Source organism: Coprococcus sp. RTP31081st1_H1_RTP31081_211007 (assembly GCF_040227275.1).
Lineage (GTDB): Bacteria > Bacillota > Clostridia > Lachnospirales > Lachnospiraceae > Coprococcus > Coprococcus aceti.
Map to the genome: position 1 here is coordinate 245,260 of NZ_JBEHVP010000001.1, position 25,531 is coordinate 270,790.

The window sequence follows — 25,531 nt, forward strand, 5'->3', positions numbered from 1 at the left end:
ATATTAAATTTTTATCAATCTGCCAAAATCAGCATTCTTTCCTCAATCAAATGATTGAAGTCTGATTTCATTTTTTCAGGTATATAAGATTCGTCACACATCTTTTTCATTTTATCCTTATTTTTAACTACCAAACTTATCATCTTCTCCGCTGATATCCGACTTAAACCACATACATCAGCAAATATAAGGAAATCTTTTCTTCTCACATTTCTCTTTTTCCCATTCATCGGTATCGCCAATTGCTCTGTATCCTCAGGCATGATAACATTTATCGGCAGCAGATCATAGGCTGGTGAGAGAACATAATCTCCGCTTCCCACCTCTGTTTCAATAAGCGAAAAATTCTTCAAATGCATATCGGAATTGCCAGTCACGAAAGAAAATACAATTCTCATATAGAATTCTGCCATATCCAGACCTACACGACTTGAATATTTTTCTATGATCTTTGCACATCGCTCGTATGAACCTTTATATTTGTCCTGTGTAAGACGATAGTCCAACTGACAGAAATCTTCCATTGCAAGCATTTCAACAGTTGTTTTCTCGAATATCCTATCCACTCTTTTAGTAATATATGCCATCTGCCCATTTCCTTTGATCAATGCATGCGGCACCGTTGAAATTCCTATCATATCAGCCATAGACATCACAAGCTGCTCCGCTTCAGGCATCGCTTTAAATTGATCAACCTGAGGTTTAAGTATATATCCTGTTGGGTAGTTTACCAATGTAAGTCTTGGATTACCTGGTTCAGAAAGCAGGTGTAACGACAGTTTCTTCTGTACACCCGGGACCGTATACCCCTTGTTTATACTTTCCTCTGCAAGAACTTTTAGTTTCTGATCATCTATATCTATGTCTGGCAGCTTAGTCGTCATAAAAAATCTCTTCACACAAGCTTTATGCCAGCCTGTTCCGTCGTCATTTTTCAAAGTTTTTCCACAGCACAAACAATTCATATGCGATCCTCCCTGACACTTACATTGCCTATCGCATCGCGGCATGCAACAAGCAGCAATCCAAACCTGTCCCTTACATCTATTTTCCAATTTCTACTGACCACATCAAGCAGCCAGCCCTCGGGGATGAGTCCATCAAAAAAAGAAAATAAAGTCTTGGATCGATACATGTCCTTCGACAATGGCATGGTAAGTGATACAGCACTGGCATTTTCTCTATCAAGATATTCTTCATCGTAAGAAAATGTATATCCCTCGTCGGTCTCACATAAAATTCCCGCAAATTCATTTCTTATATATACATAAGCCGTTCTAAAAGTATTATCCACCATCAATCATCCTTTCTCCCTGGAACCGCCTCCATGCCGAACATTGCAAGAGCTTCATTGACCTTGTCCATACGCACAGTTTCTTTCCCCTGTTCAAGTTCGCGGACAAATCTGAGTCCGAGGCCTGATCTTATTGCGAATTCTTCCTGTGTAAGACCCGCTTCTTTTCTGTTAGTCTTTATAAATTCAGCTATCTTATTCATCGTTATTACCTCTTATATGTGATTCCTCCTACACGTGATTCCTCTTACACGTGATTCTTCTTATACGCTATTCTCCTTATATATTACACCCGATAAGGTATAATTTCAATCAAATATAATATTTTTTATACCATAACGGGTATAAAAAATATTATATAAAACAAAACTACACCCGATGGGGTATAATAGCCGCAATAAGCAACAAACTTATACCCTATCGGGTGCAGTAAAACTACTTTATGAGAACCGGCTGTATCTGCCTTCCCTCAAGAGCCTCCTCTATGGTGGCTGGGATGAGATCAAGTCTGCTTATGAGTGAATTGGGTTTCTTCACACAGTTATCCTGTTCAAATGGAACAAAATAAATATTTTTCATGTTCATGAGCTGGCCGATATTCTTGAAGTTCATACCCATGGCATCATTTGTCGAAACCGATATGATGAGCGGCTTATTGTTCCTCAGATGTGCCTTCGCAGCCATGAGAACCGATGTGTCTGTTATTCCATTTGTCAGCTTGGCGATGGTGTTTCCGGTACAAGGTGCTATGACCAGCGCATCAAGATAGGCCTTGGGACCTATAGGCTCAGCCTCCTGTATAGTGTAAATACCCTTTCGCCCTGCTATCGTCTCAACGTCATTTACGAATTTGTCAGCTTTTCCAAATCTTGTGTCGTACTCTGCGGAGTGAGGCGAGAATATCGGATACACATTTATTCCCATCTCAACCATTTTCTTTATTTCTATCTTAATCTTATCAAAGGTACAAAATGAACCGGTTATAGCCATACCTACATTGCACTTTGATAAATCCATGTTATATACACTCCTATTTATTAAGCGTCAGTTCATACAAATCCATTTCAGCGGTGAGCCGACACTGCCTCTATCACTGCATCGGCAAGAATCATCCCCGAGGTCTTTGGAGACAGCTTACCCGGGATTCCCAGGCTGTGTTTATAAGGAATATCATGTTCCTTGCAATAATCAAAATCCACCCCTCCCGGCATAGATGCTATATCTATTACAACCGCATGTCTGCTGAGCAGAGACAGGATATCTTCACATACAACTCTCGCAGGTACTGTATTGAAGCAAAAATCCACTTCTGACAGTATATGCTTATATATCGGAATATCCTCAAATGACATAACCTTGTAGCCTATGAGCGCCGCATCACTCCTCTGCTTTGGACGTCTTGCCATAACTATTACATCTGCTCCCCAGGATGCAAGCCTTTCGGCAAGAACCCTGGCACATTTGCCAAATCCCGTCACCAGACATACGCTTCCGTCTATATTAATATCAGACAGCTCCTCCGCATCGCAGACTGCCCCCTCCGCGGTTGCAACTGCATTTCTCTCGGCCACAACATCATCTGCAAGAAAATCAAATACATAAGGACTATTTTCGTTTGTATCAGACATATATTTGCCTATCCCGCCTCCAAACACAATGTCAAATTCCTTGCTGCATTCCAGAATGCTGTTCACGGTGAGAAGGGTTCTGCCGTTGACAAATTCACCATCCCTCGTAACAGGCACAGGAAGAATGATAGCTTTCAGCATTTCTACAGATGGAGACGCACATTCGCCCTCTATCAGTCTGCGAAAGCCCACTCCTGAAGCCCCCGAAATAATGGTGACCGGCGAATGTCTCAGCAGATCGGCATCATATGGATCGAAATGAAACACATTACTGCCTTTCTCCGCCAGATTGAGAGACATATAGCAGCTTCTCCTGTCACCGCCTACCACGTAGTATACACAATCCATATCCATACCTCAGTGCACCGCCCTTATATTATTGATAATTTAGGATATGCCTGTGCCAGGCAAATGTTACATTGCAGCACGATATAAAACTTTTATTATCTCATCCTTAAATGTCACATCTGCTATCTCCTCGGACACAATAACATTCTCAACATCTATAAGTTCATCGTCCAGGTACACTTCAAGCGAACCGGCCACAGCGCCTTTATGCACAGGTGCCTTTAATGTATCCGCGACTTTGTATACATACTGTATACTACCTTCAGATGCTGTCACAGTCCTGTTCAGCCTGCATTTTGTCGCTGTGCTTCCATCTGCCGACGAGCCCGATGAATATGTTATCCTGATGTCAGGCGAAGCAGGCGCCTTAAGCTCCGTGTATATGGTGTGTTCCTGTGCAAATGCCACAAGTGCCCTGGAATCTTTCCATTTATAAGTCTTATTATTCGGCCATCCGCAGCCAAGGAGAGCCCATATATATGTATGTCCCTCAACCTCCGCAGCTCCTATATAGCAATATCCAGCATCGCAGGTAAAGCCGGTCTTTCCTGACAATGCGCATGGCATCATATCGAGAAATGCATTGTGATTAATGCATGCAAATGTTCTATTTCCGGTATTATCAGTGAATGTGTATGATTTTGTTCGGGTAATCTTCAGAAATTCATCCTTTTGGGGTGAAATAAGAATACAATACCTCATGATCCTGACAAGATCCTCCGCAGAGGTGCCATGGACGCCATTTTCGTCCTGGGCATCCAGACCATTTGGCGTGATAAAATATGTAGAATGGCAGCCTATCTCCTCAGCCTTTGCGTTCATCATCTCCGCAAAGTGCTGTACACTGCCACCGATATGTTCCGCTATGACTACAGCGGCGTCGTTGTAGCTCTCGAGCATCATGGCGTACAACATGTCTTCAAGTGTGTACTTCTCGCCGTCACGAACCCCAAGTCTGACCTCAGGCATCTTGGATGCATAGGATGAAGCTGTCACATCATCCGCCAGATTCCCGCACTCGATTGCAAGTATACATGTAAGTATCTTGGTCGTGCTGGCGTTGGGTCTGTGCTCATCACTACATTTGTCATATAGTATATCTCCAGTCTCCCCATCCAGCAGAATCGCATTTCTGGCAAATAGCTGTACATCCGCTGTATTGTCTTCCTCAGCATACGCTTTTATAAATATATTGTTACCAACGAGAAACTGTATTACCAGACTTGCTGCAGTCCAGGCTGCAACAAGCAACATAAACCGCCTTATGCGTGATCTTTTTCCTGTAGAAAACATATGCATATACCGTCATATCCTCATAATATTGGTCATGATATTATATTACAGGAACATGTCTGTTATTCTTCGGATGTCGTATCTACACTGAGCGTGAAATCTGCTTCCTCCAGCGCTTCTTTCTTGAAGTCCTCTATCTTATCAGGGCTTATCATCGGAAGATCATTTGTCGATGACACTCCAAAGCATCTGAGGAATTCCTCTGTTGTTCCAAACATGATAGGTCGTCCAGGAGCATCAAGTCTTCCAACCTCCTGCACGAGATTGTACTCTATGAGCTTGTTTATGGCATGTACACATGAAACTCCTCTTATAGCCTCGATCTCGGGCCTTGTTATCGGCTGTTTGTATGCAATTATAGACAAAGTCTCAAGAACAACATCCGTGAGGGAAAGCTTCTTCGGTGTATTGACAACCTTGGCGAGAATTCCATAGTATTCGTTGCGCGTACAGAGCTGAAGCGAACCGTCAAGATCTATGATCCTGATACCCCTGTCGCTGTTGTTGTAATTATATATGATACCCTCAAGCTGCTTTGTAAGCTTCCTCTTGTCCATCTCAAGAGCTGAGGCAAGTCTGTCGATCGATACAGACTCACCCACTGAGAAAAGTATAGCCTCGATGGCGGATGTGAGATAATCGTCACTGTACTCCTTGTCCGTCCTGGCCTCCTCATTCTCTTCTGAAGGGGTATTTACTTCATCTATTTCCTCATTCTGTAAATCTTCGTTATTCATCGTTACCTCATCTCTATATAGTATCCAGAGAATCAATGATTATCTCTCCGAATATATCTTCCTGTCTGATCGCTATTGCGCCTATCTTCATAAGCTCAAGTATGGCAAGGAATGTGACTATGATATTCATCTTTGATGCCTGCATCTCAAGCAGTGTCCTGAAGTTTATGCCCTCCAGTCCTCTGACTTCTTCTCTTACCTCCGCCATCTTCTCCTCAAGGGAAATCTCCTCCCTCTCGATCTCTTTGAATTTGCTTCGTATCGGATCTACCTTGTCGACCTGCTTACGCATAACCGATTTGAATATCTCATTGAGCTTCTGGAGATCCACATCAGCCTTGGAGATCAACTCATAAGGATCGACCTCCTGCTTGACATTCTTCACCTCAGCCGGTATGGTCGCCTTCTTGAAAAATGCCTTGTTTCCCTCAATCTCCAGATCCTTCAGTTCACCGGCAGCATACTTGTACATCTTGTACTCAAGCAGTCGTCTGACGAGCTCTTCTCTAGGATCCTCTTCATCCTCAGGATCCTCCTCATCCTTCGGCAGGAGCATCTTGGACTTGATCTTGATCAGAGTCGCCGCCATGACCAGAAATTCGCTCATGACGTCAAGATCTTCTTCCTCCATATTGTTCACATATTCCAGATACTGCTCTGTGATAGTGACGATCGGAATATCGTATATATTGACTTTGTTTTTCTCTATCAAATGCAAAAGAAGATCCAGTGGGCCCTCAAATACATTAAGCTTTACATCTATCGCAGACATATGTACGTCTCCATCCTGAATTGATAACCACCATAATGTTCCATGCCCGGACAATCAAATGTCTAAGGCATCCACCAGAACACCTTAGACATTTTAACATAGCCTGCCATAAATATGCAATCTTATATTATTATGCACACCATTCCGCCATTTCCGTCATTTACGATCTTCTCCATGGTATTCTGAAGCTTCTGCTGACTCTCCGCACCTATCTTGCTGACCTTGTTGTTAAGTCCATCGTCAACGAGTTGTTCTATGGTCTTGCCAAATATATTAACTCCCCACATATCTCCATCATCGCTGTTGTCAGATATGTATGTGACAAGATTATCCGCCTGCTCCTTGCTTCCCACAAGAGGCATGATCTCGGTGGTGATATTCGCCTTGATCATATGTACCGATGGCGCGCTTGCCGATATCTTCACTCCAAATTTTCCTCCGGTCTTTATAACCTCAGGACTTCCGAGCTGGACATTCGACTTATCCGGCATAACGAGGCCATAACCTCCATTGTTCACCTGCTCAAGCGCTCCCATGACACTCACACAATACTTACGATTATCTGCCATGGATTTGAGCTCAGTGATAAAATCGTACTCGTTTGTTATATCTGCGCCCATCATATCTGACAGCATTGCGTAATAATAATTATCGTAGATATCGACGTTTATATTCACACATCCATCCGCCATATTTATGCTGGAACACTTATATCTCTTGACATATTCATTCTCAGGGTAGTCCATATGATCGATATCCCTCAGGCTGTCTGCAGCCGCCATTATCTGGACTGCATCACATATAACGCTGCTCTTGATCTCATTGTCATCATCGACAACCTCAAGCCATTTCGGTATCTCAAAATATATAGATGTGACAGGGAAGCTCATAAGAAGTTCTGTAAAAATATATGTAATATCCGATTCTCTGAGCTGCTCCACGTTTACCGGAATAACACTTGCACCATATGTATCGCTCATTTCTGCCGAGAGCGCGGCCGTCTGACTACTGGATGGTTTGTCGGTGTTGAGAAGAATGACAAATGGCTTCCCAATGGTCTTCAGCTCATCAACAGTCTTCTGCTCAGCTTCAAGATAGCTCTCCCTCGGAAGCTCACCAAAGCTGCCATCCGTGGTCACAACAATCCCAACAGTTGAATGGTTATTTATAACCTTGTTTGTGCCTATCTCCGCCGCCTTGGAAAACGGAATGTCATAGTCAAACCACGGCGTTCTCACCATTCTCTCCTTGCCATCCTCAAACTGACCCTCGGCATCCTTGACGACATATCCCACGCAATCGATCATCTTTACCTTCATATCCAGATTGTCAGCAACATTGATTGATACAGCTTCCTTTGGTATAAATTTTGGCTCAGTTGTCATTATGGTCTTTCCTGATGCCGACTGCGGCAGTTCATCCTGTGCAAGCTGCCTGTCATTTTCCCCTGAAATGTTAGGAATAACCATCTGGTTCATAAATCTTTTTATAAATGTGGATTTTCCTGTTCTCACCGGTCCAACTACGCCGATGTATATTTCTCCGTTTGTTCTCGCCTTGATATCCTGATATACCTGATACTCCTCCATACATCCTCCTGACATGCTATTTATTTACATAATTGCATTACTGTAAACACAATAGATCTACGGTCATTTTCTATATATAGCATATGAATGTAACTGCTGTTTTATGAACAAAAAAATCCCCCAGAATACCACCATATAAGGTGATATTCCCGGGGGACATGTCACAGCTTTGTATTACTTGCTGCTCTGATTATCTTTTCTCTTTTTAGATGCCACAATAACACCGCATCCGGCAAGACTTATTAAGAGCACAACTGCTATTGGTACAACAGGAGCTCTGTCACCAGTATCCGGCTTGTTCTTGTCCTCTGTTGTTATTTCAGTTGTCTGTGTTGTCTCTGTGGTTTCGGTTGTCTCTGTGGTTTCCGTAGTCTCGGTCGTTGTTGTCTTCTTATCAACCATTGTGATAGTCACTACAATATCCTCACCGGCTGCAACCTTATCATCAGAAACTGTGAACAGTATATCATCAGCCTTGTCATAGCCCGAAGGAGCCTTAACCTCTATGAGTGCATAGATCTTGCCAATTACAAGTACATTGTTGACTTCATGCGCACTGCCATCTGTTACCCACTCATCAATGAGTTTTCCATCAGCATCCTCGAGTCGAAGTGTTGCGCCCTTTACAGGAACACCATCCTCATCTACTTTCTCAAAGCTGTATTTTACTGAAGGTTCAAGCCATGTAATGTTTCCATTCTCATCAACTCTGGCTGTGACTTTACCTGTGTCAGTATTAAAACCACCGTCAAATGATTCAACTGTAATCTTTCCGTTCTCATCTTTCTTGAACTTGATTGATATTGGCTGTTCAGATACATAGTATCCATCCGGCGCCTGTATCTCTCTGATCGTATACTCTGTGCCGATCAAAATACCGTCAAACTTGAGAACTCCGTTGCTGTCTGTTGTAGCCTTAGCGACAAGCTCTTCCTCACCATTCTCGTTCTCCTTGTAGAGTCCGTATACTGAATTTGGAAGCTTTATGCCATTGTTCTCCTCTGCAACCTTCTCTATCTTGAGATCTGTTCTAGGAAGATCATTTATCAGTGTGTTATCCTGAACACCATTTAACACTGCATAAGTGTCAATGTTTGCCTCTGTTACCTCTGCTGTGTAGACTGTGTTATCGATAATATAATCTCCGATAGTCTTACTCTCTTTTACAAGATACGTACCAATCTTAAGATCCTTGAATGTCACAACACCATTTACACTTGTTGCTGTCATTACAGGATTCTCACACTCTGTATCTGTACCCTCATAGAGCGCAAACTCTACACCATCAAGCATTTTTACATCATCAGGGTCTTCAGCACATGACTCCTTATAAAGTCCAGCCTTAGTGAACTTGACAGTGCCAAGCTTGTAGGTATCAACGAACTCTACATCGGCTGTATTTCCACCAATAAGTGTTATTCCGGATGCCTCTGTTCCTTCACCGTCTATTCCATCCACAGTATAGCTGACTGTTACCGCTGCTCCATCATATGCATATGATGTTTCCTCAACTGTATATGTACCATCCGGCACATTTACAAGAGTTATCTCATACTTGCCATTTCCAAGCTTTGCCACCTCAGAGTCTGTAAGCTTTATGATCTTACTGTAGCCTGCATTGTTTGTAACATTGAACGTTACATTTGCCGCTGCATCATCTGCTGTAATATCTCCATTTATGGTCTTGGTAAGTTTTATAACATTTGGCTTGTATGTGTTTGTTATGTCATATCCAGTAACAGATGCCTTGTATCCCGAAACAGCATTCTCTGATACAGAATACTTGATCAGGGTTCCATTATCTTTGTACTTTGGTAAATCTGTAAAGCTGTAATTCCAGTCAGTATCTGCTGTAACCACGAGGCTCTTTATAACAGTACCATCTGCAAGAAGCTTAACTGTTATTGAATCTGGTCTCTGACCATCGTGATCATCGTCATCAACCCACGTCTTAGTACCTGATACATTGATCGTCTCAGGTGTGTGCTGATTGTCAACCACATATCCATCAGCTGCATTTCCTGTTATGACTGTTGTGTAACCATCTATAGTTGTAGTCTCCTCAACTGTGTAGTCGATGGTCTGTCCATTTTTCTTCTCGTCAAGAGCATTCCATGTATGTGTCCAGTTATTTGCCTTGCTGAGTGTTACCCCAGAGCCAGCTACAACCTGTCCATCAGCCAGAAGACGAACCATTACGCTAGGTGTTCTCTTGCCGTCCTGGTTATCATTATCACTCCACTTCTTTGTAACTGATACACTTGTCTTTCCCGGTGTGTAACTGTTCGTGATATTATAACCTGTAACCTCACCTGTATATTCTGGTACATCAACCTCAGATACAGAATACTTGATCTGAATTCCACCATCTCTATACTTTGGAAGATTTGTAAAACTATACTCCCAGTTTTCTGCCTCGGTTACCGTCTTTGTAGCATATACGCTGCCATCTGCAAGAAGGTTTACCTTGATATTTCCAGGTCTCTTGCCATCCTGATCGTCCGCATCATCCCATGACTTGCTGCCGCTCACTGATGTCGTCTCTGGTGTATAGCTGTTCTTTATTGTGAATCCTGTCTCAGCATCGCCTGTGACTGTGGTTGTATATCCATCAATTGCGGTTATCTCTCTTACACTGTAGACGATATTCACACCACTCTTCTTGACATCAAGTCCTGCCCATGTATATGTCCATTTGTTGTCAGCACTGAGAGTTGTTTCTGATCCAACGACAGGAGTTCCATCAGCAAGGAGTTCAACCTTTACTGAACTCTCTCTCTTGCCGTCCTGATTGTCGGCATCATCCCAAGCCTTTGTAACTGATACACTTGTCTTTCCTGGTGTGTAACTGTTCGTGATATCATATCCATTTACAAGTGTCTGATAATCCTCAACAGCATTTTCTGTGATACCGTATGTGATCTCGTTGCCACCTGCGTACTTTGGAAGATCTGTAAAGCTGTACTTCCAGCCGTTCGCAGCTGTAACTTCCTTATCAGCCACCTTCACTCCGTTTGCAAGAAGATTTACTGTGATCTTTCCTGGTCTCTTACCATCCTGATCATTTGCATCATTCCATATCTTCTTACCACTTATTGAAGTTGTCTCTGGTGTGTAACTGTTCTTGATGATATAACCGGTCTTCGCAGATCCTGTGATAACTGTTGCATATCCTTCAACCGATGTAATCTCTTCAACAGTATATTCAATAGGTGATCCATTCTTGTTGATATCAAGATCACTCCATGTATGACTCCAGTTGTTGGCATCACTGAGATCCACCTCAGAATCTGCAACTACGTTTCCGTCGGCAAGAAGTCTTACTTTTATATTTCTAGCTCTCTTGCCATCCTGGTTATCAGCATCATCCCAGGCCTTTGTAACTGATACACTTGTCTTTCCTGGCGTATAACTGTTCGTGATATCATATCCGTTGACAAGTGTCTGATAGTCCTCAACAGTATCCTCTGTGATGGTGTACGTGATTTTATTGCCATTTTTGTACTTTGGAAGATCCGTGAAATTGTACTTCCAACCATCTGCCTCAGTTACTTCCTTCGTAGCATATATGTCTCCATCTGCAAGAAGATTTACCGTAATCTTTCCTGGTCTCTTGCCATCCTGATCGTTTGCATCGTTCCAGGTCTTTGTTCCTTCTATATTGATCGTTTCAGGCGTGTGACTATTGGTAAATGTATATCCGTTTTCTGCGTCTCCTGTCACAGCTGTAGTGTATTCGGAAACAGCATCCTCAGTTACTTCGTATGTTATCTCTGATCCATCTGCATATTTAGGAAGGTCTGTAAAACTAAACTTCCAGTCATTTGCTGCTGTGACTTCAAGACTCTTGATCTTTGTTCCGTTTGCAATCAGGTTGACTGTGATACTTGGAGGTCTGATACCATCCTGATTCTCACCGTCGTCCCAGATCTTAACGCCCTTTACTGATGTCGTCTCTGGTGTGTAGCTGTTCGTAACTGTGTATCCTGTTGTCATATCTCCGGTTATCACTGGAGTATATCCTTCAGTAATATCTGTTTCTTCTACAGTGTAAGCTATCGCAGCTCCATCCTTGTTCACGTCAAGATCTGTCCATGTATGTGTCCAGTTGTTATCTGCTTTTAATATAGTCTCTGAGCCATCTACTGCTATTCCGTTCGCAAGCAGCTGAACCTTTACACTCGTAGGTCTCTTTCTGTCCTGATTGTTTGCATCATCCCAGCTCTTTGTGACTGACACACTTGTCTTTGCCGGTGTATATGTGTTTGTAATGTTATATCCGTCTATTACAGTAGCATAATCACCGACCGCATCCTCTGTAATGGTATAAACTATCTTGTTGCCACTGCTATACTTTGGAAGATCTTTGAAACTATACTTCCAGTCTTCCTCAGCTGTAACAGTCTTTGTCTTGTATAACTGACCATCCGCAAGAAGATTTACAGTTATGCTCTCAGGTCTCTTTCTATCCTGATTGTTTGCATCATCCCATGTCTTTGTACCAGCTATATTGATGGTCTCTGGTGTGTAGCTGTTGGTTATTACAAATCCTGTCTTGGCATCACCCGTGACCTTCTTCGTATATCCGGTTACTGTAGCTGTCTCATCTACTGTATAACCTATAGCTGTACCGTTCTTATAAACTGCAAGATCTTTCCATGTATACGTCCAGTTGTTGTCCTCTTTAAGAGTTACCTCTGAACCGGCAACCTCTGTGCCATCAGCAAATAATTTGACAGTGATTTCTTTTGCCCTCTTGCCGTCCTGATTTCCAGCGTCATCCCAGATCTTCGTGACATTGACATCTGTAGTCTCTGGAACATGTGTGTTTGTAATATCATAACCATTTGGAGCTGCTGTATATCCCTCCACACTGTCCTCTGTGATGGTATACTTTATCTCCTGACCATTGCTGTACTTTGGAAGACCTGTAAAGCTGTACTTCCAACCTTCTGCCTCTGTAACAGTCTTTGTCTTGTAAGTCTGACCATTTGCAAGGAGATTTACTGTGATGCTCTTAGGTCTCTTACCATCCTGATCATTTGCATCATTCCAGGTCTTTATTCCATCGATATCTATCGTCTCAGGTGTATGACTATTGGTAACAGTGAAACCTGTCTTGACATCTCCTGTAACTTCAGCCTTATATCCTGGCACATTGCTTGTCTCTTCAACAGTATATGTTATATCCTTACCGCCGGACTTAAGTGGAATATCGTTCCATGTGTTTGTCCAGTTGTTATCGGCATTCAGTGTTACTTCTGAATCTGCAACATCTGATCCATCAGCAAGGAGCTTGACCTTAACACTGGTTTCTCTCTTGCCATCCTGATTATTGTTATCATCCCAAACCTTTGTCACTGAAATGCTTGTCTTACCAGGTGTGTAGCTGTTGGTGATGTTATATCCATCTATCAAAGTTGTATAATCTTTAACAGCATCCTCTGTTATTGTATACATGATCTCTGATCCGTTGTCATACTTAGGAAGATCTGTGAAACTGTACTTCCAGTTATCATTCTTTGAAACCTTCTTTGAAGCAACCTCATTGCCATTTGCAAGAAGTCTTACTGTAATCTCAGAAGCTCTCTTTCCGTCCTGATTATCTGCATCATTCCATGTCTTTGTTCCGCTGATATCAATTGTCTCAGGTGTATGACTGTTGGTGATGACAAATCCAGTCTTCACGTCGCCGGTTATCTTGGTATCATAACCCGCAACCGCATCCTCTTTAACGGTATAAGCTATCTCATTGCCGTTATCATCGTACTTTGGAAGATCAGCAAAGCTGAAATTCCAGTTACCTGACGCATCAGGGGTAACCGTCTTACTTGCGACCTCAGTCGTTCCATTCATAAGACGGACTTTAATATCCTTAGCTCTCTTGCCATCCTGATTATTATTGTCATCCCAAACCTTGGTTCCACTTACCGTGATAAATGCCTTGTATTCATTCGCCACAGTCACAAGTGATGATGACGATGATGAAATAACAACATCCGCAGCCGTATTGCCTGTTGATGAACCTACAGTATATGTAACTTTATGTGTATATCCATCAAACGCTGCACTTGTCTCTGTTACAGTGTATTTTCCATATGGAGCATTATTGATAACGTAGCTTCCTAAGTAAAACTGATCATATGTTACGATTGTAGGTCCCTTGTATCCCTCAGGGCCTGATATTGTAAATGTGATCTGCTTCTTCTGTGCATCTGTAAGCTTTGTATCATCGAGGTCTCCGCTGAAGAACTTCGTGATAACAAGGCTTCCAACATTCAGCTTGTTTGTGATCGTTGCAGCGGTAACTACATCGTTCTCATCCTTTGTGAGCTGAACATCGCTTGTATATCCTTCTACGTCATCCTCATCTACAGTGTAGTTGATAAGATTGCCATCGGCATCCTTCTTATCAAGATCTGTAAATGTTCCACTCCAGTTATTTGAATCATTGAGTGTAAGTGTCTTGTCAACGATCTTTGTTATATTGCCCGCCGCATCCTCTGTGGCAAGTGTAACTTTGATGTTCTTTGGTCTTGCTGACAGAATGTTGTCGCTGTCATCCCACTTCTTGGTTACAGGAATATCGATCGTCTCATTTGTCACCTTTGTGTTGGTGTTCGTGATGGTGATCGTTCCGGTTGCTGTTCCATTATTACTTATTGTGACCTGGTAATCAGCATTATCGAAATCCTCTTCTGCAAAGTAGTAGAGGTAGTTGCCATTTGCATCAGCTACTTTAAGCTCTATCTCATCACTTGTCCACTTATTTGCACTATTTAAGGTAATTGTCTTTACAACAGGATCTGTGTTCTTGTCGTAACTTGATGGATTAGTTGATGCATAGATCTTAACTGTTATACTGTCAACCGGAATATCCTTCAGTGTTCCACCTGCAGCATCCTTCCATACCTTTTTAACAGTTATCTTTCTGTTCTCAGGAGTGTTATCTACTGGCAGTGTATAATCCTGTGAACCTTTGCTGTCAAGGACTATGTCTGAGATAGAATCAGTTGTCACCTCAGCAGGTTTCGGTCCTGTCAGGCTGGATGAGATATTGTTCTCATATATGTATATAGGATCTGTGAGCTTCTCATAACCCTCTGGTGCTTCCACCTCTATAAGCTTGTAATAGTAATTATAATACAAACTTGATAATGTAAGTCTTCCCTGTTCGTTAGTTACTCTTTCCTCATCGCTTCCAGGTACCATGAGATTCCAGTTAGTGTCTGCACTGTTGTTTGGATCACCATATCTGTAAAGCGCAAACTTCGCACCAGCAAGCTTGATTCCTGTCATTATAGAGTCAGTTTTTATTATCGAAAGATTAAACTGCTCTGTATCAGTTCCCATTGATGAATCCTGATCATTGATGTTCGTGTCCGTTGATGACGAATCTGCCGAACTTGTAGATCCAAGAATACCAACGCTGTTCTTAACATCCGCTGTAAGCTTACCTGTATATACAAGAGTATATGTATACTTCAGAATAAACTTTGTCTCATCCGGCATGGTGAGTGTCAGTGTAGACATCTTAGCTGTCGTATCATCTGCATATGTATAGCTGTATTTGTCCGCCGGAACTTCAGCGCCTGTATCTGCGTACAGAAGCTTAAACGAACCATCCTTGATAAATACTCTCTTTACTGCATCCGCATTGCTGTAGTCATACTTGTCAACTACAGTTATGGATCCTGTATTGCCAAGAGCCTCACCCTTCTCATTGATATGCACAGTATATTCAATACTGTTGGTGTCATTATCATAGTTTCCTGCAGTTTTGGTAATATTCGGTCCAGTCACAGTAACCTTTGCGCTGTCATCCTTGGTCTTAGTTGAACCGTCGGTTCTGACAACTGTTGCCGAACAATTGTTGGTGAATTCCACGTCACTGCCACCAACAACGGATGATATATCCTTTGTGACCTTGACTGCATAGTAGACAACAACCTTGACATTTCTGGTATAAAACTCAAGTGACTTTATGTCAAAACTAATACTGTTGCTTGCCACATTAAAGTTCTCTATATAATTATTTGCACCTGTCTGAGGTCTCGTCTTATTATCTGCATAATAAGAAACAAAATATATTCCAGCATGGCCAATAGTCTCTCCTACACCCTCTGGAAGCATATCACTCTTAAGGTATGTAGTATCGAGCTCAGTTCCTGCAGGAAGTGTATCTGTAAAGGAAAGTCTGTCTCCATCTCCATACGCAAAGTCACCGTTGAGAACTACCTTATATACGAACACATTGTTAGCCTTGTCATATACTACAATGCTTTCTTTCTCATCAGTACCATTAGTGTAGCTGTACTTCTCTACAACAGACCCCTTCGTTATTCCAGATACAGGATGTGAATCCTGTGATGTCTTGGATGAACCATCAATAGTAAGAGTACCCTTGTTGACTGCCGTATACTTGCTGTCAGACTTTACTGTCGTATTATATGTGATAACATAATCTATCGGGGTCTCCTCCGTGCCTGTTATATCTCTGAGGAATTCTATTGTATATCCTATTATGTAGTTATCAGATGATGCCGGAACATCTGCAACGCTGTCAATAGTTGAAAGCGTTGGTGCCCATACATTTGAGAAGTCAGCGTATGTTACCTTTACCTTGTAGTCAACTCCCTCTGTGAGGCCAGCTATTGTAAGTCCGTTTATCTGATCTGCCGTAAAGTAATGCTTTGGAAGTGCTCCATTATCATATGTTACAGAGTCAGTATATGTATCATTCGCATTGAGCTTGTCAACGCCAGATATTGTAGACTTCCATGCAAGGGTATATGTATCATCGTTCTCCGTCTCTGATACGAATTCCTTCTTTACTGAATCACCGGCCACCTCTACAGTCGCCTCGGCGCTGTCCGTAACTCCGTTCTTCTCTATTGTCGCTACATTCTTATAAACATCAGTCAGCTTATCAAGCTTGGATGAATCTGTTGTGTAGGTGAACACGATCTTGGATTTGTTCTCTGTCACATCAACCCTTGAAGTTCCATCCGTCAAATAAAGTTTACCATTCTCTTCCACAAAGCTTGCAGGAAGATTGATAGTGGTTGAAACATCTGTGTCATTTATGGATACGCTGCACGTCTTTTCGTCTGTGAGCTCTGTCCCATTCTTTGTGAGTATATCCGATACTGACATTCCTGTCAGATTCTTCTTCTTATCCGCATTCACGGTTACTGTCCATGTTATGGTTGACTTGTCACCTGACAGTGAACCGGTCTTACTTATGGATGCTGTAGACTTGCCGGCATTGTACCATGTACTGCTGTCGTTATCAGTATGCTCGTCATGTGAATCATCTGACACGTCTACACAATTCTTATTGTGTACATTTATGCTTCCGATGTCATCGGCAATATCTGAGACAATAACCTCGTATGTGATCTCATACTGTGAATTAGCGTCAAGCTTCGGAAGCTTTCCATTTATAACTGTTTCACCATTTCCTATGGTTCCTGTTGCAGGAGTCACATATCCATTTGCTGTGACATCCGTGTACTGTCCGTTGCTGTCCTTGAGCTTGCATGTAACATTCTGTACTGTTCTCTTGGCATCAGATCCAAGTTTTGAGTCAAGTTCATTTGCAAGAATATCATCAAGTGTAATATCACCATCGCTTCCATACTCAGAACTTACTATAACCTTGTATTTGTAAACTATCTTGTGATCGTCAGGATCAATGCTCACACCATCTGAGGATTTTGTAACCTTGAGATCTGTGGCACCATCCTTCACATATTTGTAGCCCTTGTTGGTCTGATCCTTATCATCAACCTTTGAATTCTTAGCCTCTGCAATATTGCTCTGGTTCAGATTGATCACGTCCTGAGAAAGATCATCGACTTTACTCTTTACTGTATAGGTTATCTTATATGACTCCTTTGCTCCGAGTGCAGGAAGAGTTCCTTCTATACTAGAGGTACTACTGTTATATGTGAGTGATGAGCTGCAGTCTGTGTTGTCAGACTTGATCACCTTTATATCTGTAACTTCAGGTATGACACCTGCTATGTCGTTGGCTATAACATCACTAAAGTTCAGATCCTCACTGGCACTTCCATGATTGGATGAAACTTCTACGGTATAGTCAAAGTATACATATCCATCCTTAGGATCTGTAACTCTACCCTCGGATGCGGTCTTCTTCACATCCACATCAGGCTTGAAATCCACATCCACAGTCACAATCACAGTGCTTGTGAATTTGTTCTCGACCTGGTTTTTCTCATTGTACTTTGTGAGATCCATATCGATCCACGCCTTGAAGAAAGCCTTGAGCTGGGCTCCCCCCTCGAGTGCTGTATGATCGATCGTCGCAGTAAGGACTCCGTTCACAACTGAATACGAACCGATCCTGTTACCACTTCCATCAGTTATATTCTCATTCAGAATATCGGAATTAAACTTTATGGTATCCGGCATCGTATAAGTAAATGTTGCATCTTCACCAGACTCCACTATGCTATTAACAACATTTTCCGGAAACACTATATCCATAGACATCTGGATATCTACACCGGCTTTTGTAGGATCATTTGGATCTACAGGAAGCGGCGTTGTGGACGGTCTGGAACTGCTACCATATATATTACCTGCTTTATCAGCAATCGTAGCTCCAGTAATATAATCTTCAAGATTTCCGGTTACTGCTGCACTCGACAGCATTGCTATCGAATCAGTAGCCGTGGCGTATGCGTCTCCCCCTCTCGTCTCGGCCGCATTGGACCAACTATAATTAGAAGGCGAAATCAACGTAGTTATCATAACTACCGCCAGCAGCAGTGCTATAAGCTTTTTCGTAGTTTTTGCCATTGTAATACCTCTTTTCTAATTATTTTTCGACTTACACACTTGCTTTAAATTTATCATAACACATGGTAATTGTAAACAGTTTGTGAACAAAAAGAACAGTTTTCTGTTGCTTTTTTGTTCACATTTACTTTATCGTTTAATTATTAGTTGATTTTGTACTACTATTCTTCGGCAGCATAATCTATCGAAATATATCAAACATATAAAATATAATCGATTACAATTCACTCTTTCTGTCTCTGTTGAGAAGCTCTGTGAGAGCCTCTTTTGCCGTCATGCCATTAAATAATACGTTATTGACTGCTTCAACGATAGGCATCTCAACCCCATGCTCCCTGGCAAGTGCCAGTGTTGCCTTGGCAGAATAAACACCCTCAACAACCATCTTGACCTCCGCCATAGCTTCCTCATAGGTCTTACCCTGACCGATGAGATATCCGGCATTCCTGTTACGGCTGTGCTTGGATGTACATGTAACTATAAGATCTCCCATTCCTGAAAGTCCTGACAGCGTCTTGACATCTGCGCCCATGGCAAGTCCAAGTCTCATGATCTCCGCCATTCCTCTGGTCATAAGAGCAGCCTTCGTGTTGTCGCCAAGTCCAAGTCCATCTGATATTCCGGCTGCCAGAGCTATTACATTCTTCACTGAACCACCCAGCTCAATACCAGTCACATCAGTGCTTGTATATACCCTGAAATAATCGTTCATAAATGCGTTCTGGATCGTCTTTGCAATCTCTATATCACGGGCACCGGCAACTACCGTTGTAGGTATTCCGCGGCCTACTTCCTCTGCATGTGACGGACCCGAAAGGACAGCCACCTTAGCCTGTGGGATTTCTTCCTCAATGATCTCCACGAGAGCCTTGAGTGTGGACTCTTCTATTCCCTTACTGACATTCACGATAAGCTGTCCGTTGCTCACCTTGTCAGCGATGTTCTTTGCTGTGCTTCTGACAAACGGAGAAGGCACTGCGCACACTATCATCTCCTGACCAATAACAGCCTTTGACGCATCTGTTGTATATTCAATACTGTTGTTAAGTATAACGCCTGGAAGTCTGTCTCTCTGCTCATGAAATTCCTTGAGCATGGCAACCTCTCTCTCATCTATAGACCACACTATAACCTCGTGTCCATTTCCTGCCAGCAGATTAGCAAGTGCAGAACCCCATCCACCTGCTCCGAGAACACCTATTTTCATCGTAAAATACCTCCAAAATATTTATATTTCTTTTTTCAATCCTTGAATCATTTTTTTCTATTTTAACTTTTTTTCATCATTTAATCCAGTCTATAGTGACAATACATGGATGTTTTTGCAAATTTTTACTGTATTTTTAGATTCTGGGCTAGTTATGTAAACTCACATTATTCTAATCAACAGTTTTTAATACGCATTTCACTGCGTATAAATATCACATAACCATAATCTCAGTTTTATGTATACTCATTATGTTATCTGATTTTGTTTTATCCAGACATCTATAAAACGTTGCTCACTACAAAAAATCTCCTCCTTCCTGTTTTATCCAGTAAGGAGGAGATTCAATAACTCTCTATTCGCTTCCGCTTTCCATCAAGCCTTCTTAGAACCAAACGACAACTTATTCTCCGTTCCCGCTATCAGTCTCTTGATATTCTGCCAATGTCTTATCACGGCCATTCCGGCTATGATTCCCGCCATGATTATTCCTTCGATCATTTTGGCATTCGATGTGAAATTATAATCTCCATGAATTGCAAATACTGTGTATAATATGAAGAATCCGATCATGATCGTAAGTGATCCAACCGATACATATCTTGTTATCACAACACTTATAATGAACGCTGCAAGGAGTATCACTACCAATCTCCAATCCCACAGACCTACTATCATTCCGCCGCTGGCAGCAATTCCCTTGCCGCCCTTGAACTGCATATAGAATGGGAAGTTATGACCAAGCACAACTCCAAGTCCTGTATACAGTACGAACATGTATGCATTACCTATACCTAGCTGGCCAAGTATGATATGTGTCAGTGAGCAGGCGATTATTCCTTTGAGGAAATCCCCCAGGAAAACTATCAGTCCAGCTTTCTTTCCAAGAACTCTCAGTGCATTTGTCGTTCCCGCATTTCCACTTCCATACTTTCTTATATCAACACCTTTTATCCTGCCGTAAATATACGCTGTCTGAATGAGTCCTACTCCATAGCCCCCAACCAGACATATAGCCCTAATCAACATCTCCATGACTACTTCTCTTTCCTCTCCCTGATTATGAATTTTAGAGGTGTACCTCTGAATCCAAAGGATTCTCTTATCCTGTTCTCTATATAACGTGTATATGAGAAATGCATAAGCTCCTTGTCATTTACAAATATGACAAATGTAGGAGGTTTAACTGACACCTGGGTAATATAATAGAGCTTAAGTCTCTTACCCTTATCTGATGGTGGCTGCTGCATAGCAACCGCCTCACTCATAATCTCATTCAGAACACCAGTAGCTATGCGGAGTGAATGATTCTCTATAACAGCATCTATGGTCTCGAACAGCTTTGGAAGTCTCTGTCCGGTCTGGGCTGATATGAAGAGCAGCTCCGCATACGGCATGTATGAAAGCTTGTTTCTGATCTCCTCTGTAAACTTATATATGGTCTTGTCATTCTTCTCGATGGCATCCCATTTGTTCACAGCTATTATCATTCCCTTGCCACGATCATGTGCGATTCCCGCGATCTTGGCATCCTGGTCGGTTATTCCCTCCGTTGCGTCTATTACGAGGACTGCAACATTACATCTCTCAACCGCTGATACTGTTCTTATGATACTGTATCTCTCTATATCCTCTTTAATCTTGCTCTTTCGTCTGAGTCCCGCTGTGTCTATGAATACATATTCTCTGCCATTTCTGACGATCTCTGTATCCACGGCATCTCTTGTAGTTCCGGCTATATCTGATACAATAACCCTGTCCTCACCGAGAAGCTTATTAATTATAGAAGATTTTCCTACGTTTGGCTTTCCTATGATGGCGATTCTAGGTCTCTCATCCTCCGTGTCATCCTTTGCAGACTCATTGAAGTGTGATACCACCTCATCGAGCATATCTCCTATTCCAAGTCTGGATGAACCTGATATAGGATGTGGATCTCCAAGTCCAAGATTATAGAACTCATACACATCCGGCATGAACTTTTCAAAGCTGTCTACCTTGTTGACAACGAGAACTATAGGTTTCTTGGATCTTCTGAGCATATCGGCAACCTTGGCATCATCATCAACCATTCCCTGTCTGACATCCGTCATGAACAGGATGACGTCCGCTGTCTCTATGGCTATCTCTGCCTGTTCTCTCATGCTCTTAAGTATAATATTGTCTGACTCCGGCTCAATTCCTCCTGTGTCTATCAGAGTGAAATTGTAATCCAGCCAGTTGATATCAGCATAAATTCTGTCTCGCGTAACTCCCGGTGTATCCTGAACTATGGATATCTTTTCTCCGGCAAGCACATTGAACAGAGTTGATTTACCTACATTGGGTCTGCCCACTATGGCAACTATAGGTTTACTCATTCTATCTTCCTCCATATATAATTAATTACATATCATCGCCAATTACTGCATGAATAAAATCAGCACCACTTGATTCTACAATACAAACATCGACTTGTAAAGCATCTGTGAGCTCTGCAAGTGTCACATCATCAAGGAATTTTGGCTCATCCGCCATAAGAGTATTGGAAGGCAGTATAAGACGCTGCCCAAGAGGCTTTCCTGTGAGCTGCTTTCTTATATCTCCACCCGTAAGCAATCCAGTCACGGTTATTCTGTGTCCAAAAAAATCATTAATGATCTTATACAGATGCACCTTCACATTAGGAAACTTCTCAGGGATCCTGTTAGCAAGGAGCTTTATGGAATCATATACGAGCACTCCAGTAACCATGGACACCTCATACTCTCTGTCATCGCCCTCTACGCAGCTCCACTCTTCATCAAACTCATCAATGAGCAGTCTCACCATGCCCACACCATTTTCAAGCTGGATAAAGCCATCATACCTGTCAGCCTCAGGGAAATCCCTGCCAGCATTTATATACCATTCATCACTTGCCTGGACAAAATGTGTGCCATGCTTTTCAAATGCCTTTTTCTGAAAATGTTCTATTATATCAATAACCTCGCAGGCGTCCTCTCTGTTGAACGGTTCAAGATGGAACAAGCCATCTCTGTAATCTGACAAACCGACAGGAACCACGGACAAGCTCTCCATAACAGGAACAAACTCCATAAGATCAGAGATCGTACGCCACAATTCCTCCCCATCATTTATCCCCTTGCACAGAACTATCTGTCCATTCATAGGAATACCAGCTTCATAAAATTTCCTTATATAGTCAAGTATGGCACCGGCAAATCTGTTGTTCAGCATACTGCAGCGCAGCTTGGGATTGGTAGTGTGCACCGATATATTTATCGGAGCAAGGTGATAATTGATTATTCTGTCAATATCCTTTTCCTTCATATTAGTAAGGGTAATATAATTTCCCTGAAGAAATGACAGTCTGGAATCATCGTCCTTGAAATATATAGTGTCTCTCATACCTTTCGGGTTCTGATCGATAAAGCAGAATATGCACTTATTATAGCAAGACTTGTAATTATCCATCAGGGAATTTTCAAAAACAATCCCTAGATCCTCGTCATAATCCTTATCTATCTCCAGAAGCCACTCCTCGCCGTCAGACTTCCTCACGAGAAGTTCTATATATTCGTCATTTATGAGATACTGATAGTCAAATATATCCTCTATAGGATGGTCATTGACCGCCAGAATATTATCTCCCGGTTCGATCTCCATCTCCTGGGCTATACTTCCCTCAAGTATTTCCTTTACAATATGTTCCATAATTTCCTCTTTTATATTAATTGTCTACTGATCAAAAGCTGCAGCAAATGAATAACGCCCTATCATTCAGGGAGCATGATCACTGCCGCAAGATTACCCCGCAGGCCTTTGCTCGCCCTGTGTGAAAAAAGCCATTCGCTGTTACAGCATGTACATATATTTGTCACGTCAATATTCTCAGGTTTTACACCTGAATCAACAAGATTGTAATAGTTGGCCTTGTGGAGATCAAGCAGATATTTGCCATTACCCTTGCTAAATACGATCTGAGCCGTCTCTGCTTCCGTATATGCCGCCATAAAGCGTTCAGCTACATCTTCACTCACCTCATAGCAATTCTTGCATATAGAAGGTCCTATGGCGCAAATAAGATTCTCTGGAGATGTTCCATATTCAGACTTCAATCTGTTTATCATATGTCCGCTTATCTTGCTGACGGTTCCCTTCCACCCGGAGTGATTCGCCGCAACAACCTTTTTCACCGGATCATAGAACAATACAGGGACACAGTCCGCATAAAATGTCATAAGTGGTATCCCCGGAACATCCGTCATAAGTCCATCGATCTCCAGAATATCCGACTCTCTGATTATTCCCTTTCCGGCATCCTTCTCTGTAACTTTATATATGTCTGTCTTATGCACCTGATCTGAGAACACAAGCTTTTCGTAATCATACCCCACTGCAGCGGCAAATCTGCGGTGATTCTCCATTACCAGATCCGCATCATCGCCTCTGTGGAAGCTCAGGTTCATGGAACCCAGATATCCCTCACTCACTCCGCCGATCCTGGTGGAGAATGCATTTACAACTCCGGCTCTGTCCAATTTGTCAAATGATATATAATCCACGCCATCCACCGTGTGGACATGTGTTGAATTGTCTTTCCTAATATACTTTATATCCATATCCGCCATCCTATCAATATCCCGAATACTCAAATGCATTTTCTATATGATGTATATCCTCACCAAGTATGGTTATCACATCAAATCTAACCGGGGTGTCCATTCCATATCCATATTTGTTCAGGAAGAATAATGCAGTCCTACATATCTGTCTCTGCTTGCGCACATCGACAGCCTCCTCCGGCAAGCCCTTATGTACTCCGGACCTATACTTCACCTCGATAAACACTATATATCCATCGTGTTTTGCCACTATATCTATCTCACCGCTGGCCACCCTGAAATTCCTGCACAGGATCTCATAGCCCCTGCCAGCCAGATGATCAGCAGCTAAAGCTTCCTTTTCATTACCGGTTGCTCTGCTGTTATACATCATTTCACCTTTCCATGAATATATGTGTGATGAACAATTGTTATACAAAGTTCTTGATAAACGTCCTTCTGTGTATTGCGCACGGACCGATCTTCTTGAGCGCATCAATGTGCTCTGCCGTACCATATCCCATATTTTTTGCAAATCCATAACCCGGATACAGACTGTCATACTCAACCATAAGCCTGTCCCTTGTAACCTTTGCAATTATACTTGCTGCCGCAATCGACGCAGACAGCGTATCACCTTTTATTATGCCTACCTGCTCGATATCAACACCCGGAATATTAACCGCATCGTTTAACAGGAGCTGTGGTTTAACCTGAAGCTTCGATATAGCCTGCTTCATCGCCTCGTAATCTGCATTGAGAACATTTATCTCGTCAATTACTTTCTCGTTTGCCATACCCACGCCTACAGCTACAGCCTTCGCCATGATCTCATCGTATAGAGCCTCCCTCTTCTTCGGTGTGAGCTGCTTGGAGTCGTTGAGGTATAAAATATCACAGTCCTTTGGAAGAATGACTGCAGCAGCCACTACAGGGCCTGCAAGCGGGCCTCTTCCGACCTCATCTATACCACATATATATCCCTTATCAGCGTATTTTCTCTCAAATTCAAACATTTTATAGCTGCGGGCTTTTTCCTTTTCAAGAGCATTGATCTTTTTCTGAGCGGACGCTATGATCTTCTTTACCCCATCTCTCTCATCGTCGCCATACTTCTCGATAAGCCCCGAATATTCACTTATATCAGCATCAGCAAATACTTTTTTTATCTCCGCTATACTTTCCATATGTCCTCCACCTAAAAACAAGGACCATTGCCACTTTTTAGGCAACAGCCCCTGATATCT

Annotated in this window: 17 protein-coding genes; all 17 read right to left on the reverse strand. The window is 42.3% G+C overall.

The features are described from left to right. Window positions 1-14: 14 nt before the first annotated feature. Window positions 15-965: a HipA domain-containing protein gene (locus ABUA31_RS01100; protein ID WP_015534970.1), complete on the reverse strand. Its 951-nt coding sequence runs from the start codon at window positions 963-965 to the stop codon at window positions 15-17. After that, window positions 962-1,297 carry a HipA N-terminal domain-containing protein gene (locus ABUA31_RS01105; protein WP_022216427.1) on the reverse strand — a complete coding sequence of 112 codons (336 nt, stop codon included), beginning with the start codon at window positions 1,295-1,297 and terminating at the stop codon, window positions 962-964. The genes ABUA31_RS01100 and ABUA31_RS01105 overlap by 4 nt, the downstream gene beginning before the upstream one ends. Beyond that, entirely contained in the window at window positions 1,297-1,497 is a 201-nt protein-coding gene (locus ABUA31_RS01110) for a type II toxin-antitoxin system Y4mF family antitoxin (protein WP_015534972.1), read from the reverse strand. The genes ABUA31_RS01105 and ABUA31_RS01110 overlap by 1 nt, the downstream gene beginning before the upstream one ends. Window positions 1,498-1,729: 232 nt before the next feature. After that, complete coding sequence (locus ABUA31_RS01115) at window positions 1,730-2,311, reverse strand: dipicolinate synthase subunit B (RefSeq protein WP_015534973.1); 582 nt, start codon at window positions 2,309-2,311, stop codon at window positions 1,730-1,732. A 47-nt stretch (window positions 2,312-2,358) separates the two neighbouring features. After that, window positions 2,359-3,276 carry an NAD(P)-dependent oxidoreductase gene (locus tag ABUA31_RS01120; protein WP_173794517.1) on the reverse strand — a complete coding sequence of 306 codons (918 nt, stop codon included), beginning with the start codon at window positions 3,274-3,276 and terminating at the stop codon, window positions 2,359-2,361. Between the two features lie 60 nt (window positions 3,277-3,336). After that, window positions 3,337-4,524: a D-alanyl-D-alanine carboxypeptidase family protein gene (locus tag ABUA31_RS01125; protein ID WP_055144391.1), complete on the reverse strand. Its 1,188-nt coding sequence runs from the start codon at window positions 4,522-4,524 to the stop codon at window positions 3,337-3,339. Between the two features lie 101 nt (window positions 4,525-4,625). Next, a complete protein-coding gene (scpB, locus tag ABUA31_RS01130) occupies window positions 4,626-5,300 on the reverse strand; it encodes an SMC-Scp complex subunit ScpB (RefSeq protein ID WP_015534975.1) in 675 nt (224 codons plus the stop codon). Between the two features lie 13 nt (window positions 5,301-5,313). Then, complete coding sequence (locus ABUA31_RS01135) at window positions 5,314-6,072, reverse strand: segregation and condensation protein A (protein ID WP_022216424.1); 759 nt, start codon at window positions 6,070-6,072, stop codon at window positions 5,314-5,316. A gap of 122 nt (window positions 6,073-6,194) precedes the next feature. Then, a complete protein-coding gene (spoIVA, locus tag ABUA31_RS01140) occupies window positions 6,195-7,661 on the reverse strand; it encodes a stage IV sporulation protein A (RefSeq protein WP_349818371.1) in 1,467 nt (488 codons plus the stop codon). Between the two features lie 174 nt (window positions 7,662-7,835). Beyond that, window positions 7,836-18,491: a Cna B-type domain-containing protein gene (locus tag ABUA31_RS01145; protein WP_349818372.1), complete on the reverse strand. Its 10,656-nt coding sequence runs from the start codon at window positions 18,489-18,491 to the stop codon at window positions 7,836-7,838. A gap of 217 nt (window positions 18,492-18,708) precedes the next feature. Then, on the reverse strand, window positions 18,709-19,698 hold the full coding sequence (locus tag ABUA31_RS01150) for an NAD(P)H-dependent glycerol-3-phosphate dehydrogenase (RefSeq protein ID WP_349818373.1): 990 nt from the start codon (window positions 19,696-19,698) through the stop codon (window positions 18,709-18,711). Window positions 19,699-20,073: 375 nt separating this feature from the next. Beyond that, window positions 20,074-20,733 (reverse strand): glycerol-3-phosphate 1-O-acyltransferase PlsY, encoded by a 660-nt coding sequence (plsY, locus tag ABUA31_RS01155; protein WP_173794513.1) that lies wholly within the window; start codon window positions 20,731-20,733, stop codon window positions 20,074-20,076. 2 nt (window positions 20,734-20,735) lie between these two features. Then, complete coding sequence (gene der, locus ABUA31_RS01160; protein ID WP_022216420.1) at window positions 20,736-22,058, reverse strand: ribosome biogenesis GTPase Der; 1,323 nt, start codon at window positions 22,056-22,058, stop codon at window positions 20,736-20,738. Between the two features lie 25 nt (window positions 22,059-22,083). After that, a complete protein-coding gene (locus ABUA31_RS01165; protein ID WP_015534981.1) occupies window positions 22,084-23,394 on the reverse strand; it encodes a DUF512 domain-containing protein in 1,311 nt (436 codons plus the stop codon). A gap of 62 nt (window positions 23,395-23,456) precedes the next feature. Next, window positions 23,457-24,302: a peptidoglycan editing factor PgeF gene (gene pgeF, locus ABUA31_RS01170; protein ID WP_349818374.1), complete on the reverse strand. Its 846-nt coding sequence runs from the start codon at window positions 24,300-24,302 to the stop codon at window positions 23,457-23,459. Between the two features lie 13 nt (window positions 24,303-24,315). Beyond that, window positions 24,316-24,675, reverse strand: coding sequence for a YraN family protein (locus ABUA31_RS01175; RefSeq protein ID WP_015534983.1), 360 nt, complete (start codon window positions 24,673-24,675; stop codon window positions 24,316-24,318). A 40-nt stretch (window positions 24,676-24,715) separates the two neighbouring features. Continuing rightward, window positions 24,716-25,471, reverse strand: a complete 756-nt coding sequence (gene rnhB, locus ABUA31_RS01180; RefSeq protein ID WP_015534984.1) for a ribonuclease HII — start codon at window positions 25,469-25,471, stop codon at window positions 24,716-24,718. Between the last annotated feature and the right edge of the window lie 60 nt (window positions 25,472-25,531).